The organism is Rhodococcus sp. NPDC060176 (assembly GCF_042728675.1).
GTDB lineage: Bacteria > Actinomycetota > Actinomycetes > Mycobacteriales > Mycobacteriaceae > Rhodococcus_F.
Genome location: NZ_JBHWYS010000003.1, coordinates 963113 through 977644 on the forward strand (window position 1 = coordinate 963113; position 14532 = coordinate 977644).

The following is a 14532-nucleotide window of genomic DNA, read 5'->3' on the forward strand; positions in this document are numbered from 1 at the left end:
TGTCGAAGTCTGATCAGATCATCGCCCGCAGCGGACCCTGCGGGTCGGCGCCGAGGCGGCTCAGTGAGGCGGCGTGGAATACGGTGCCCGGTACGTGAATTGCGTGATGCTGCCCAGCGTGAGCGTCGCGCCAGAATCGCTGGAGCGGCTTGTCCATCCGCAGTGCGTTGCCGCCGCAGCGTGGGTAGACCTGATCGATCGCGTTGATCGCGCGCCAGGCGGCCTGCACCTGAGTCTGACGTCCCTCGGCGCGCTGCTCGAAGGTCACTTCCTTGCCGGCGTCCACTCGATCCCACATGCGGTCGACGTTGGCAAGCAGGGTGTCGCGCGCGGCCCGGATGTCGGCAGTTGCCTGACCGATCGCGAACAAGGTGTACGGGTCGTCCTTGACGGCCGTGCCCTGTGCGTTGATGCGATCGGCCTGGTACTCGTTGGCGTGGAAGAGCATTCCCTCGCAGATGCCGATCGTGGCGGCGGTGATACCGAGGGGGAACATGTTCGACCACGGCATCAGGTACAGCGTCTCGGTGCGTCCGTACTTGCGCACGGCCGTGCCGTCGATGACCTCGTCGCAGTCCATGACGCGGTAATCGGGGACGTAGGTATCCTTGACCACGAGGTCTTTGGAGCCGGTGCCGCGAAGTCCCATGACATCCCACGAATCTTCGATGATCTCGTAGTCGGTACGCGGAATGATGACATGGAGCATGCGCGGCGGCATCTCCATGTTGCCGTCCTTGTCACAGGCCATCGCGCCGAGGAATGCCCAGTCGCAATGGTCTGTGCCGGAGGAGAACTGCCAGCGACCGGAGAACTTGTAGCCACCGTCGGTCGGGATACACATTCCGCCGGGCATGTACGGCGACGCCATCCAGGTATCGGGATCCGATCCCCAGATCTCCTGCTGCACCTTCGGATCCGCGAACGCAAGCTGCCACGGGTGAACGCCGACGATCCCGTGGACCCAGCCGGCCGAGGGATTCAGCGAAGCCATGCGCATGACGGTCTCGGCGAATTCGCGAGGATGCGCCTCCATGCCGCCGTGTTCCTTGGGTTGCAGCATGCGGATGGAACCGATTGCCTTCATCTTCTTGGCAGTGTCGTCGGCCACCCGGCCGATCCGCTCGGCCTCGATGCCTTCGGCGAAGATGTCGTCGGCCATCGCGTTGATCTGTTCGAGCACTTCGTACGTCATGTTGTTCCTTGCGTTCAGTCAGGTTGTCTCAGAAGTGTTTTCGACTGCGAATCAGGAGGTTGTCTCGAGCGCCTGGGCGTCACGTGCGGCAACGTTTTCGGCGACTTCCCGCTTCCAGCTCTCCACTGCGCGGGTGGTGTCGATCTCGAATTCGAAGCGCTTCGTCATGTCTTCCGTGACGTTCTCGACATCGGTGTAGAACTGGTTGTACCAGCGCCGCAACTGGTAAACCGGGCCGTCCTCCTCCGAGAGCAGCGGGTTGTCGATCGGGGCCTTGTTCTTCCAGATCTCCACGTCTTGAAGGAATCCCATCTCGACACCCTCGGTGAACTGCGCTGCCATCGCGGCAGTGGACTCGTCGTCCATACCGGGAAGCTTCTTGACCATCGCGCCGTACTGCAACACGAAGGCATTGTTCGAGATGGGGTAGTGGCAGTTGATCAATACGGTCTCGATGATCTGCCCGTTGGCTTCGCTCTTGATCCAGTCGATCATGTACGACGGACCGAAATACGATGCATCCGAACGAAGCACAGCGTTGGGATCGCCGTAGTTGGTACCGCTGATGATGTCCTCACGTCCCACCGATTCCATGTACTGGCTCGCGACGTGACCTTCGAAGATGTTCTTGAAGTACTTGGGGAACGAGTAGTGAACGTAGAAGAAGTGGGCCATGTCCACGACGTTGTCCACGATCTCGCGGCAATGCGAGCCTTCGATGGTGAGCGTGTTCCAGCTCCAGTCGCTCCACTCGCTGCTTCCGAAACCCTCGATGTCGGGAATTGTGACCTCGGCGGGCGGGGGATTTCCCTGGGGGTCGTGCCAGACGAAGAGCTGGCCGTTCTTCTCGAGTGTGGTCCACGCCCGCGTCTTGGCCAGCGGCGGAACCCGTCGTGCGTAGGGGATCGCCGTACATTTTCCGTTACCGCCCCAACGCCAGTCGTGGAACGGGCAGGCGATCGAATCGCCCTTGACCGTGCCCTGCGCCAGGTTGCCGCCCATGTGGCGGCAGTAGGCGTCGAGGATCTTGATGTCGCCCTTACTGTCTGCGAAGACGACAAGGCTGGTGCCGAATGCGTCGATCTGGTGGGGTTGACCGTCGCGGTAGGTCTTGCTGAGTCCGAGGCAGTGCCATCCACGCGCGAACCGCGCGGGAGGCGCTGCCGCTTCGATTTCTCGAATTTCCTCGCCGGCGCCCGACTGCGTCGGGGCGTCCGTAGTGGTGAGTGGGCCGGTTCCGAGTGCCATGTCTTCCTCCGAGCCGCGTCTTGCGACGCTCCAGTGATGTGATCCGCCTCATACAACGACGAAGCGCCCGCTGGAGATACGGCAGTTCCCGCTGGATGGAACGCCTACTCGGTGACCTGCAGAGATTCAGCTCGCGAGAGTCGCCGCATTGTCGATCGCGTAAGTCGCCCAGGCGCGGGCGGTGACGACCCCGGCGGGATCGGTGGCGACCAGAGCTACGTCGGTGACGCTCTCGTGGTCCTTCTCGTACGTGGCGAGCACCGTCACGGAGCAGTTCAGATCTGTTCCTACGGAGGTCGAGGTGCAGCGTCCGCGGAACCGGCGTAGCGACGCGGAACCGTAACGTCGAGCGGCGAAATCAGCAAGGGCGGCAACGGAATCGGTTCCGGCGTCAGGTGTCGGGGCTTCACGAACGAAGACCTCGGCCACCAGATGCCCGGTCTGATCGTGGTATTCGGTGATCCGCTCGAGCGTCGAACCCAGCGACCTCACGGATCCGGTGAGCAGCGCGCCGGGGTCGGGGCGTCCGAAGAACACGACGTCCTGCTCGACGACGGACCCGTCGGGTGCGGAGCGCACGGTTCCGTACAACGAGTCGAAATCGGACAGGAGCGTGGTGGCAGCACGGGGAGCAGTTGCCGTGAAGTGGGCGGTACCGAGGTTGGTAGTCATGACACTCTCCGTTGGACGCGACCGAGACACGGTCGTCTCGGTGGGTACATCGACGCTAACCACCGCTCTGGCGGGTGACGACGGGCTTCCCGCTGATCGGGAGCATTCTCGGATTCGATCGAAGAGGTGGAACCTGTTCCAGTTTTGTGCAATTCTGGATATCGTATCCGTGACCGGGAGCACATCTCGATGACTGCACGCGCCGAGCAGAAGGAAGACCAGATGACAGACGAGTTCGCTGACCTGCACCGACCGGTTTACGGTCCGGACCTGCTCATCACCGCTCTGGAACGCAATCACGACAAGCCCGCGCTGTACCTCGGCGACGTGATCCTCACCGGCGGTCAGATGCGCGATCAGATCAGCTGCTTCGCCCAGGCGCTCGCGTCACTGGGAATCACTCAGGGCACCAGCACCGCAATGCTGTCGAAGAACCGCCCCGAGGTCCTGATCAGCATGGGCGCGACCATGATCACCGGGTGCCGGGCAAGTGCCCTGAACCCGATGGGATCGCTCGACGATCACAAGTACATCGTCGACGACGCCGAGATCGAGACCCTCATCTTCGATCCCAACGCCTTCGAGGAGCGTGCCGCCGAGTTGAAGGCGTCGTCGCCTTCGTTGACCAACGTGCTCTCGATGGGGCCGTCCGAGGTGGGAATCGACATCCTCGCGCTGGCTGCCACGTTCGAGCCCGCGCCGCTGAAGGCTGCGCACGTCGACGCCGAAGACGCCAGCAGCATGGTCTACACCGGTGGAACGACCGGCAAGCCCAAAGGTGTTGTGGGGTCCTTCCGTTCGGGTGCGGCGCTCAATCAGATCCAGATGTCGGAGTGGCAGTGGCCCGAGGACAACCGCTTCCTCATCTGCACGCCCCTCTCTCACGCGGGTGCAGCTTTCTTCATCCCGACTTTGCTGCGCGGCGGCGCGTTGATCGTCCTGCCCGCCTTCGAACCAGGCGCGGTGCTCGAGGCGATCGAGAAGCACAAGATCACGGCAACCATGCTGGTACCCACCATGATCTACATGCTCATGGATCACCCGGATCTGCCCAAGCGTGACGTCTCGAGTTTGCAGACGCTGTTCTACGGAGCGTCCGCGATGTCTCCGGCCAGATTGCAGGAGGGCATCAAGAAGTTCGGTCAGATCTTCTTCCAGTTCTACGGTCAGACCGAGTGCGGCATGACAATCTCGGTGCTGCGCAAGGAAGAACACCTCGCCGACGATCCGGCTCGCCTCGCCACCTGTGGACGGCCGGTGCCGTGGCTCGACGTCCGGTTGCTCGACGACGACCTCAACGAGGTGCCGCAGGGAGAACTCGGTGAGATCTGCGTGCGCGGTCCGCTGATCATGAAGGGGTATTGGAAGAAGCCGGCCGAGACCGCCGAGGCATTCCGTGGTGGTTGGCTGCACACCGGCGACATCGCGCGTAAGGACAAGGACGGGTTCATGTCGATCGTCGATCGCAAGAAAGACATGATCGTGACCGGTGGTTTCAACGTGTTTCCGCGCGAGATCGAGGACGTGATCTCGGCGCACCCGTCCGTCGCGTCGGTGGCGGTAGTCGGTGTGCCCGACGACAAGTGGGGCGAAGCCGTCAAGGCGTGCGTGGTGCTTCGTGCCGGACTGACCGTCGACACCGAGGAACTGGTCGAGAAGGTGAAGGCGGCCAAGGGTTCGGTTCACGCGCCCAAGAGCATCGACTTCGTGGATTCCCTTCCGCTGACGCCGCTGGGCAAGTTGGACAAGAAGGCACTGCGCGCGAGGTACTGGGAGACCAGCGCCCGCGCGGTCTAGCAACCAGCGTCGTGTAGCGCAGGTTCAGCGTTTCCAGACGTATCGACGCTCCGGGCGGCCCACCACTCCGTATTTCAGCGAGGTGGTGGATCGCCCGGTTTCGTACAGGTACTCGAGGTAGCGCCTCGCGCTCGCCCGCGAGATGCCGACCCTCTCGGAAATGTCTGTAGCCGAGGCGGGTTCGGTTTCGTCACGAAGTGCTGTCTCGACCAGCTGAAGGGTCTCGGGACTGAGTCCTTTCGGTAGACCCTTGAGGGACGATGCCGCGGTCGCGCCACCGGCCACGCCGAAAGCCTCGTCCACCGCTCGCTGTTCAGCTTCTCCGATGCTGTCGAGGTTCGCGTACGTCGATCGGTACCGCTCGAGACGCTCACGTAGAACGTCGAACGTGAATGGTTTCATCAGGTAATGCACGACGCCGCTGCGCAGTGCCTTCTTGACCGAGCCCGCCTCGCGTTCACTCGTGATGACAAGAACATCCAGCTCCGGTGCCAGCTCGCGAAACGGGGCGATCAGATCGAGTCCGGTGGTGCCGGGCAGGTGGACGTCGAGAAGAACCAGGTCGGGTTGCAACTCACCGACTGCGGTCAGGGCGGCCTCGGCCGAATGGGCAACGCCGCACACTTCGAAACCGTCTATCCGCGAGACGAATCCGCTGTGCACCTTCGCCACCATGAAGTCGTCGTCGACCACCAGTACCCGGATCATGCGCCCTCTCCGTCGTGCAGGACTGCCGTGAAGACAGTCCACTCGATGCTTTCTGCCGAACGAGTGCTCACGGTGACATCGCCGCCTCGCCGACGACACGTCAGGCGTACCAGCGCCAAGCCGAAACCGTGTCCGTCACTCGATTGTCCCTTGGTGCTCCAACCCTGGCCGAACACCCTGTCGCGATTCTCCGGCGCGATACCGGGGCCGGCGTCTTCCACCCGCACTTCGACGGCGGTGCCACGGTCGCGAATCGACAGCCGAACCTTGCGACGCGAGGCTTCCGGCATCTCACCGACGGCGTCGACGGCATTGTCGACGAGGTTTCCGACCACCGTCACGAGATCTCGTCCGAGTCTGCGGTCCACCGTCTCCAGATGCGTGTCCGGCGCCAGTTCGACCGTGACCAACCCCTGTGCAGCGGCGCCTATCTTGGCGATCACGAGTGCGGCGGTGCCGACGTCGGCGATCTTCTCGGTCACGGTCGCACTGACCTGCGCGCGCTCCATGGTCAGACCCTCGACGTAGCCGACCACCTCGTCGTATTCGCCGAGTTGGATGAGGCCGGAGATGGTGTGCAGTTGATTGTCGAACTCGTGGATGTGAGCGCGTAGTGCGTCGGTGCTGGTTTTGGTCACGTCGAGTTCTTCTTCCACGGAACGCAATTCGGTGCGGTCGCGGAAAGTGGTGACCGAACCGATGGTGCGGCCCTTCGATTCGATCAAGACGGTGTTGAGGACGAGCAGGCGATCGCCCACAAGAACCAACTGATCGGATTCGGTTGTGCCGGAAGTCAGTACACTCTGGAGGCGGTCGTCGAGGCCGAGGTCCCGCACCGATCTACCGGCGCTGCCCCGTGGGATGTCGAGGAGTTGGTGGGCACTGTCGCTCATCAGCACCACTTTTCCCTGTGCGTCGAAGGCGATGACGCCTTCCTTGAGGCCGCGCAGCATTGCTTCACGTTGGCGAACCAGGTCCAGGATCTCGCCGGCCTCCATGCCGAGGGTCTGCCGTTTGACCCTGCGGGCCAACAGGATCGACCCGACGCCGCCGAGAAGGGATGCCACCGCGAGGTACACCAGGAGATTCGGCGCGGACTGCCCTAGCCGCGTCCAGATCGAGGGGTACTCGATGCCGACGATCGAGGTTCCGGTAATCGCTCCTTCGCTGCCGAGAATCGGAACGTGCGCCTCCACGGCCTTGCCGGAGGGGGTGTCGACCAAACCCGTCCATGACCGATCCTGGGTCTGACGTGCGTCGATGCCGACATCGCCGGGACGCGTCGAAATCACGACACCGCCGTCGGCGTCGGCAAGCGAGACGTAAGTGACGCCCGAGATGGCGCGCACCGAGTCGACAGAACCTTGTAGTCCGGAGCGGAGGCGGGTCTGAGCCTGGGGGAGCAGTTCGCGTACTGCCGGGTTGGCTGCGAGCGATTCCGCTGCCGAGAGTGCGCGGCGTCCTTCCTCGCGTTGGAAACTCGCAGACGACTGCGCGAGGGAGAGAGCAGTGACGCACACGAGAACCGCAACGACGATCAGAAGTTGCAGTTCGAGAAGTTGTGTCGCGAGAGTGTGCCGGCGCCGACGCAGTCGCGCACGCAGAGGCAACTTGCGCTCTCGCTCCGCCTGCTCGTTTCCTGAGGACACCAGCCAGACCCTAGCCTTCAGTTCGATGCCGGGAAAGCGGCCGTTCGTGAGCACAATGAGCACAAATCAATTTGCTTTCCCAATGGTGACCCCAGTCACAAAGTGCGCCAGTATGAAACCTGTTCACACATCAGTACCGGCAGAGAAGGACAAGGCCATGAGCGCATCGAAGCGGCTGAGCAGGCATATCGCCCTGCTCGGTGCCTGCGCGATGACTCTCGTGCTCTCGACCGGATGTACTCCGCTCGAGTCCTTTCTTGCCGGTGACCGAGCGGGTGAGAGTTCCGAAGAACTGCGCGTACTGGTGCCCTCGGTGGCCGGTGGTGGTTACGACCTGACTGCCCGGACCATGGTGCAAGCACTTGCCGACGAAGGAACCGTCGACGCCGACGTCGTTGTGCTGCCCGGATCGGGCGGCATCGTCGGACTCAACCGCTTGGCTCTCGAACGCGGAAACCCCGACCTTCTCATGGTCATGGGACTCGGAGTTCTCGGTTCGCTCGAGATACTGCCGTCCGAGCACACACTTGCCGACGTGACGCCGATCGCGAGACTGGTCGAAGAACCGGAAGCGCTACTGGTTCCAGCAGATTCACCGTACAAAACTCTCGCCGATCTGACGCAGGCGTGGGTGGCGGATCCGTCGTCGATCTCGATCGGCGGTGGTTCGAGTGAAGGTGGACCGGACGGGTTGTTCCGCCTTCTGTTCGCCCGCGCGGTTGGTGTCGATCCGTCGCGCTCCCCGTACCGCATCTACGACGGCGGCGGAGAACTGCTTCCCGCACTGCTCACGAGGCAGGTCGACGTCGCTGCTACGGGTATCGGTGAGTACCTCGATCAGATTGCGGCAGGCACGGTTCGGGTCCTTGCGGTCAGCTCACCGGCCCGTACCCCGGCGGTGGATGCGCCCACGATGGCGGAGTCCGGCGTCGACGTCACGTTCACCAATTGGCGCGGGCTCATGGCGCCGCCGGGCCTGACGGACGATCAGCGTCAGCACTTGCAGAATTTGGTGCGGGATCTGGCGGCAAGCCCGCGGTGGAACGAGCTGTCTCGCCGAAACGGTTGGAACAGTGCAGTTCTCACCGAACCCGAGTTCTCCGCATTCCTCACCGATCAATCCCGGTTTGTCGACGCAACACTCGATCCGCCCGGCACCAACTAAGCACAACCGAAGTTTCGTTTCACCTCAACGAAGGTCACCGGCTCGATTTGCCGTGCCGTTTTTCTCGGCAATTCAGCACAAAAGGAGTTCATCATGCTCGTCACACTCGGCTTCCTCATGGTTGCGGTGTTCATGTTCCTGATCCTCACCAAACGCGCGACCCCGGTGGTGGGACTGACTCTGGTTCCGGTGGCCTTCGGACTACTTGCCGGGGCCGGCCTCGGAATCGGCGACATGATCACCGACGGCATCAAGTCGCTCGCACCCACCGCGGCGCTGTTGTTCTTCGCGATCATCTTCTTCGGAATCATGATCGACGTCGGACTCTTCGATCCGCTGGTCAAGCTCATCCTGCGGATGGTGCGTGACGATCCGATGCGGCTCGTGGTCGGAACCGCAGTGCTCGCGATGGTTGTCTCCCTGGACGGCGACGGTTCGACGACCTTCATCATCGTGACCTCCGCGATGCTCCCGCTCTACCTCAAACTCGGCGTCAGTCCCGTCGTCCTGACGGTGATCGCCGGCCTGTCCAACGCGACGATGAACATCATTCCCTGGGGTGGCCCGACCGTCCGGGCCGCGAGCGCGCTGGGACTCTCACCTTCCGACGTCTTCGTCCCGATGGTGCCGTCGTTGATCGTCGGACTGATCATGGTGCTCGGGTTCGCCATTCACCTCGGGATCATGGAGCGCCGAAGGATCGGGACTTTGGTCCTGACTTCTGAGCGCATCCTCGAAAAGGTCGGAAACGGTGGAAGTTCCAGCACCGGAAGCGCCGGCACCGGCGGCTCGAACGAGCCGGAAGACGACGGCGGCGACACCGGACGCTTCATCGACGGACTTGCCCCCGGGCGTGACACCTTGCGGCCGAAGCTGCTCTGGTTCAACGCAGCGCTGACGACGATCCTTCTCGTTGTGCTCGTGATGGACATCCTGCCCATTCCGGTCCTCTTCATGATCGCGTCGTCGATCGCCCTCGCGGTCAACTTCCCGGCGGTCAAGGATCAGGGTGAAGCAATCGCACGCCATTCGTCGAGCATCGTCTCGGTGGTCGCGATGGTGCTGGCAGCAGCCGTACTGACCGGCGTTTTCCAGGGAACCGGCATGGTCGAGGCAATGGCAGAGTGGCTGCTGCAGGTCATTCCGGACGCGATGGGCCCGCACCTCGCCGTCATCACCGGCGTCCTGAGCATTCCGCTCACGTTCTTCATGACCAACGACGCGTTCTACTTCGGTGTGCTCCCGGTGCTGTCCGAGACGGCAGCGCAGTACGGCATCGAGCCGGTGGAGATGGCACGTGCGTCGATCACCGGGCAGGCAGTGCACATGCAGAGCCCGCTGGTCCCGGCGATCCTGCTCCTGGTCACACTCGCCGGTGTGTCGCTGGCGGATCACCACAAGAAGGTTCTGTGGCGAGCCGGTCTGATCTCGATCACGATGCTCGTGGTCGGCGTCGGATTGGGACAGATCCCCTTCTGAGCGCGATCAGTTGTGGAAGGGGCACCGGCCTTGGTCGGTGCCCTTCTTCTTTTTTGTCACGAAGTTGGGCCGGATGTCGAGATCGGGCTCGTCGTACAGGCGGTGGAACGTCGGCGTGAGCGAGCTGGACATGGGCGGGTTCACCCATGACCAGTCGGTGGGGCACTTGCGCCCGGCCTTGTCCTCGCGCGCGATGTGATCGATGAATTGCTTTGCGACAGTGTGGTGGTCGACCATGATGACGCCGGCCTTGCGGTAGCTGTGAATAACTGCGCGGTTCAACTCGACCAGTGCGCGGTCCTTCCAGAGCGTGCGGTCGTGGCTCATGTCGAGCTCCATCATCGCTCCGATGGTGGGCAACATGTTGTAGCGATCGCCGTCGCTGAAGTTACGGGCTCCGACCTCGGTGCTGACGTACCAACCGCTGAACGGCGTGCAGGGGTACACGATTCCGCCGATGTCGAGGTTCATGTCCGAGACTGCGGGAACGGCATGCCATTTAAGTCCCAGATCAGCGAACCAGCTGTATTCGGGATGCTCGATCTCGACCTCGAGAACGAGGTCGGCCGGGACGTCGAAGTACTGCAGGGGTTCGTCGGGAACCGAAATCAGTACGGGGAGAACGTCGAACGGCGTACCGGCGCCTTTCCATCCCATCGCGGTGACCTGAGCGGTCAGATCGACGTGCCACGGGTCGCCGAGGATGGTGCCGTCAGGCTGCCGGTAGCCGGCGTAGCGGATCAGTTGCGGGCTGAGGATGCGGTACTCCTGACCGTCCTCTCGGGGGAGTGGCCCGACCGTCACGACCGACTGCAGAGCGCCGCCGTTGGTCGACATACGCAGGTGCTCCCAGCATGCTTCTGCGAGAGCGGAAGCCGTGACGGCATCGCGCGCGTCGATGAGTTTGAGGGTCCGCCAATGCGCGCGGCCGACACACCTGGCGTGGTTTCGCCAGGCGAGTTTGGCGCCGACGAGCAATTCCTCCGCTGTGTGCGTGTAGGTACCGGTCCGATGGAGCTCACGCAAGGCCTCGCGCCGCCGAGACGTCGGGAGGTGGCCCAGTTCCGGAGAGTCGAAAAATTCGACGCACTCGAGTTCCCGACGTTGAAGCTCGGTCAGCGTCGGGGTAGTGGAGGCGATCTGGGACGTAAGCCCGCTATCGGTGGGCAATTCGTCCTGTCGAACAAAATCCACGGCACGACTCCTGTTTGGCTGGTTGAGATTTCGCTGAACGTTAGCTCGGCGATCGAGAGTGTCGAAGCTCTTGTTTATCTTGCACGCAAGAATAAGAAAGGGACGGTCACACCGCGAAATGGGGTCGCATTGTGACACTTGTCCAGAATGATTTACGAGTCAGACATTTGTGACATAAGCTGCAGACGAAATTCCGCGGCGGGTCTTGCCGCGTCTAGTCGGGACGAGGATGAGCGTGGATTCGCAAGCAATTTCTCTGGTCCGGTCGAGCTTCAAATCCGTCGCTGCGGTAGAAGATGGTCCGGAACGGCTCGCCCGTACCTTTTATTCGATTCTGTTCGCTCGATCGCCCGAAACCCGTGAGTTTTTTCCGGCAGCGATGGATGTGCAGCGGGATCGGCTCGTCAGCGCTATCGCTCACGTCGTCGAACGTCTCGACGAGTCCGACGCGATACTCGAGTACCTCGCGCAGCTCGGCCGCGATCACCGTAAGTACGGAGTCACCGACGAGCACTACACGGCCGTCGGCAATGCCTTGATCGAAGCGCTCGAGACGTTCGGCGGTGCCGAACTGTGGACAGACGAGGTCGACAGCGCGTGGCGTAACGCGCTCGCGATCATCTCGGCAGCGATGATGGACGCCGCCAACGCCGAGGACGGTCCGCCTGCCTGGAGTGCCACCGTCATCGAATGCCGCCCGGTCATCAAGGGCGTCGCCGTCGTCCGGCTGCAACTCGACCAGACGATGGAGTACCGCGCCGGTCAGTACGTCAGCGTGCAGGTCGCCGCGAGGCCGCGCATGTGGCGCTACCTCTCACCGGCCACGCCGTACGACGGAAGCGGAATCCTCGAGTTCCACATCCGTCAGGTCACCGGTGGTTGGGTCAGCCCGGCGATGGTCAACCAGACCGCCGTCGGCGACACCTGGGTGGTCGGCTCGCCGATCGGTGCACTCGGGATTCCGGAGAACTCCAAGGACCTGCTGATGATCGCGTCGGGAACCGGTGTCGCGCCTCTTCGCGCGCAGATACTCGAGCTGATCCGACGCGGAAACACGCGCAAGGTTCATCTGTTCTATTCCGGTCAGAATCCGTGCGATCTCTACGACCTTCCACACCTGTGGAAGTTGGCCGAGAAGCACCCGTGGCTCACGATCGTCCCCGTCTCCGAAGAGGACGAGAATCCGTGGTGGCACACCGAAGCGGAGCCACTCCCGCCGATCGGCATGAAGAGGCGCATCGTCGGCAAGGTCGGCAAGGTCGTGACCTCGTTCGGGGACTGGGCGGGCTACGACATCCAGGTCGTCGGCAGCGAATCCATGGTCAACAGCACCAAATTCAGGCTTCGCGCAGTGGGCATCGACGTCGACACCGTTCGCAATGATCCGACGTACTGATCGTCAGTACGGGTCGAACTGAATGACGTCGGCCGGGGTGCCGGCCTCGATCAACCGATCACGCGTCGATCGAACCATGGCCGCGGATCCGCACACCAAGACCTGATGTTCGGTGAACGCGCCGTACGACGCGACAACGTCGGCGAGCGTTCCCTCGATGAGATGATCGTCGCCGAATCCGATGTCGACGTTCAACCGGTCGAACCATCCGTCGGGCGGGCCGCCGTCTGAGAGATCTTCGACGACGGGAATCGGCTGCAACCACGGAAACTGGTCGGCCAGCAGCCACAGCATGTCCGCTGCGTAGAGATCACGAAGCGTTCGGCCGCCGAAGAAGAGGTACACCTGCGGCGGGTTCGGGGTCTGAGCCAGATCGAGAATGATCGAGCGGAGTGGGGCCAAACCGGTTCCGCCCGCGACCATGATGACGGTGGGGCCGTTCTCGTCGACCGACAGATTGCCGCGCGGGTCGAGTATCTGCCAGACGTCACCGGGTTGGGTGTCCTTGACTATCGAACCGCTGACCCAACCGCCGGGAACCGTCTTGACGTGAAACTCCAACTTCCCGTCGTGTGAGGGAGGCAGGGCGGGGGAGAGCCGGCGGAGCAACCGCGAATTCTGCGGAACGCTGACGTCGACGTACTGGCCGGGGCGGAACGGGACGACGTCGCCAACCAGGCGGACAACCGCCAGATCCTCACGGAGACGGTGATGTTCGACGACTGTGCTCGACCAGGTTCGCTGGGCCATGAAAGTTCTCCTGTAGTCAGTAGAGCGGGTCGTGCCGGATCTGGTCGAGCGGAGTTCCGCCGGCGCGCAAGGCGTAGACGGTCGTCTTGATCATCGACGGTGACCCCGAGATCTGGACCTGGCGGTCGGCCCACGAGCCGAACTGCGAAACCACTTTTCCGATTGGTCCGATCAGTCGGCTGTGCATTCCGAAGGGGGGTTCGAGTACCGGTCCGTTGTGCCACCAAGGGTTTTCGGGTTCTTCGGATACCGGTACGACGGTCAACCACGGGTTGCTGAGCGAGATGTGCCAGAGCGTTTCGAGGTCGTAGAGGTCGCACGGATACCGTCCGCCGACGAACAGGTGCACGCGCGGATTGTTCGCGCGCTGAGACATTTCCATCACCTGGGCTCGCAGTGGGGCGATGCCGGTGCCAGAGCCGATCATGAGAACGTCGCGGTCGCTGGTGAAGTCGACCTCCAAGCCGCCGAGGGGAGTGGACATGACCCAGCGGTCACCGACATTGGTTTCACCGACGATCGCCGGGCTGACCCATCCTCCCGACACCTTGCGGATGTGGAACTCGAGCTGACCGAAAGGGTTGGTCGGAATCGCCGGCGAGTAGTACCGCCACATCTTCGGGCGTTGGGGAATCTGAACGCCGAGGTATTGCCCCGCCCCGTACGGAATGGGTGGGTCGGCTTCGAGGCGCACTATCGCCAGATCGTCGAGCACTCGTTCGTGGCTGACCACGGTTCCACCCCAGAGCGCCGGGGACGTGTCGGATTCGGCGCCGTCGGCCATCGTGCTGACGACGAGGTCGGTGAACTGAGACCAGGCATCCTCCAGTTCCGGTGTCCACTTGTAGCGACTGTGCGCGCTGGTTCCGTACATCGACCGAACCGCGCGCTCGAGTGCAACACCGGCAGCCTCGTAGTGCTCACGCTCGACGCCGTAGCGGCGATGATCGCGGCCGAGTTGGGTGAGGAACTTCCGGATCCGACGATGCTGGGGGAGGTTCTTGACGACGAACTCGATGGCTCTGAAGAAACGGTGCCCCTGCGATTCCATCCCGGCCGGGAACAATGAGCGGTACAGAGGATGTTCCGCAAAGAGGCCGGTGTAGAACACGGCCGAGAAGTGCGCACGGCTCTCCTCGTCGTCGGTCAGAGAATCGAGGCTGGATTGCAGACGGGCAATCACTGTCGGATCCAATCCATCCCCCTTTCGCACCAGCTGCAACTCTCGCCACAATTCTAGTACGGCTGAAAATGTGACCTACGAAACCAACTCGGCCTG

The 14532-nt window shown here is 62.6% G+C and carries 12 protein-coding genes; 4 read left to right on the top strand and 8 right to left on the bottom strand.

The features are described from left to right. Positions 1-13 precede the first annotated feature (13 nt). From ACFWEM_RS19430 to ACFWEM_RS19440, 3 genes are all read right to left on the bottom strand, one after another. A complete protein-coding gene (locus ACFWEM_RS19430; protein WP_378536066.1) occupies positions 14-1195 on the bottom strand; it encodes an acyl-CoA dehydrogenase family protein in 1182 nt (393 codons plus the stop codon). A gap of 51 nt (positions 1196-1246) precedes the next feature. Further along, a complete protein-coding gene (locus tag ACFWEM_RS19435; protein WP_378536069.1) occupies positions 1247-2443 on the bottom strand; it encodes a Rieske 2Fe-2S domain-containing protein in 1197 nt (398 codons plus the stop codon). Positions 2444-2569: 126 nt separating this feature from the next. Further along, positions 2570-3115 (bottom strand): hypothetical protein, encoded by a 546-nt coding sequence (locus ACFWEM_RS19440; protein WP_378536071.1) that lies wholly within the window; start codon positions 3113-3115, stop codon positions 2570-2572. 222 nt (positions 3116-3337) lie between these two features. Between ACFWEM_RS19440 and ACFWEM_RS19445 the strand changes: the two genes are divergently transcribed. Then, positions 3338-4912, top strand: coding sequence for an AMP-binding protein (locus ACFWEM_RS19445; RefSeq protein ID WP_042453457.1), 1575 nt, complete (start codon positions 3338-3340; stop codon positions 4910-4912). A gap of 24 nt (positions 4913-4936) precedes the next feature. On the opposite strand, the gene ACFWEM_RS19450 is transcribed toward ACFWEM_RS19445, so the two are convergent. Beyond that, positions 4937-5620: a response regulator gene (locus ACFWEM_RS19450; RefSeq protein ID WP_378536073.1), complete on the bottom strand. Its 684-nt coding sequence runs from the start codon at positions 5618-5620 to the stop codon at positions 4937-4939. Then, a complete protein-coding gene (locus tag ACFWEM_RS19455) occupies positions 5617-7269 on the bottom strand; it encodes an ATP-binding protein (protein ID WP_378536075.1) in 1653 nt (550 codons plus the stop codon). Before ACFWEM_RS19455 ends, ACFWEM_RS19450 begins: the two co-directional genes overlap by 4 nt. 112 nt (positions 7270-7381) lie before the next feature. On the opposite strand from ACFWEM_RS19455, the gene ACFWEM_RS19460 reads away from it, so the two are divergent. Continuing rightward, on the top strand, positions 7382-8434 hold the full coding sequence (locus tag ACFWEM_RS19460) for a Bug family tripartite tricarboxylate transporter substrate binding protein (protein WP_378536077.1): 1053 nt from the start codon (positions 7382-7384) through the stop codon (positions 8432-8434). A gap of 93 nt (positions 8435-8527) precedes the next feature. After that, the gene (locus ACFWEM_RS19465) at positions 8528-9913 is read left to right on the top strand and encodes a CitMHS family transporter (protein WP_378536079.1); all 1386 of its coding nucleotides are present in this window, start codon (positions 8528-8530) and stop codon (positions 9911-9913) included. A 6-nt stretch (positions 9914-9919) separates the two neighbouring features. On the opposite strand, the gene ACFWEM_RS19470 is transcribed toward ACFWEM_RS19465, so the two are convergent. Further along, complete coding sequence (locus ACFWEM_RS19470; RefSeq protein ID WP_378536081.1) at positions 9920-11107, bottom strand: nitric oxide synthase oxygenase; 1188 nt, start codon at positions 11105-11107, stop codon at positions 9920-9922. A 235-nt stretch (positions 11108-11342) separates the two neighbouring features. On the opposite strand from ACFWEM_RS19470, the gene ACFWEM_RS19475 reads away from it, so the two are divergent. Continuing rightward, positions 11343-12503: a globin domain-containing protein gene (locus ACFWEM_RS19475; protein WP_378536083.1), complete on the top strand. Its 1161-nt coding sequence runs from the start codon at positions 11343-11345 to the stop codon at positions 12501-12503. Positions 12504-12506: 3 nt separating this feature from the next. On the opposite strand, the gene ACFWEM_RS19480 is transcribed toward ACFWEM_RS19475, so the two are convergent. Both ACFWEM_RS19480 and ACFWEM_RS19485 read right to left on the bottom strand, forming a co-directional pair. Continuing rightward, on the bottom strand, positions 12507-13253 hold the full coding sequence (locus tag ACFWEM_RS19480; RefSeq protein WP_050656278.1) for an FAD-binding oxidoreductase: 747 nt from the start codon (positions 13251-13253) through the stop codon (positions 12507-12509). Positions 13254-13269: 16 nt separating this feature from the next. Further along, positions 13270-14466, bottom strand: a complete 1197-nt coding sequence (locus ACFWEM_RS19485) for an FAD-binding oxidoreductase (protein ID WP_378536085.1) — start codon at positions 14464-14466, stop codon at positions 13270-13272. Between the last annotated feature and the right edge of the window lie 66 nt (positions 14467-14532).

What these genes read in the sequence shown, in the direction of transcription:
- ACFWEM_RS19450 (WP_378536073.1), bottom strand. Translation starts at nt 5,620, where the DNA reads ATGATCCGGGTACTGGTGGTCGACGACGACTTCATGGTGGCGAAGGTG.
- ACFWEM_RS19435 (WP_378536069.1), bottom strand. Translation starts at nt 2,443, where the DNA reads ATGGCACTCGGAACCGGCCCACTCACCACTACGGACGCCCCGACGCAG.
- ACFWEM_RS19465 (WP_378536079.1), top strand. Translation starts at nt 8,528, where the DNA reads ATGCTCGTCACACTCGGCTTCCTCATGGTTGCGGTGTTCATGTTCCTG.
- ACFWEM_RS19440 (WP_378536071.1), bottom strand. Translation starts at nt 3,115, where the DNA reads ATGACTACCAACCTCGGTACCGCCCACTTCACGGCAACTGCTCCCCGT.
- ACFWEM_RS19445 (WP_042453457.1), top strand. Translation starts at nt 3,338, where the DNA reads ATGACAGACGAGTTCGCTGACCTGCACCGACCGGTTTACGGTCCGGAC.
- ACFWEM_RS19430 (WP_378536066.1), bottom strand. Translation starts at nt 1,195, where the DNA reads ATGACGTACGAAGTGCTCGAACAGATCAACGCGATGGCCGACGACATC.
- ACFWEM_RS19480 (WP_050656278.1), bottom strand. Translation starts at nt 13,253, where the DNA reads ATGGCCCAGCGAACCTGGTCGAGCACAGTCGTCGAACATCACCGTCTC.
- ACFWEM_RS19460 (WP_378536077.1), top strand. Translation starts at nt 7,382, where the DNA reads ATGAAACCTGTTCACACATCAGTACCGGCAGAGAAGGACAAGGCCATG.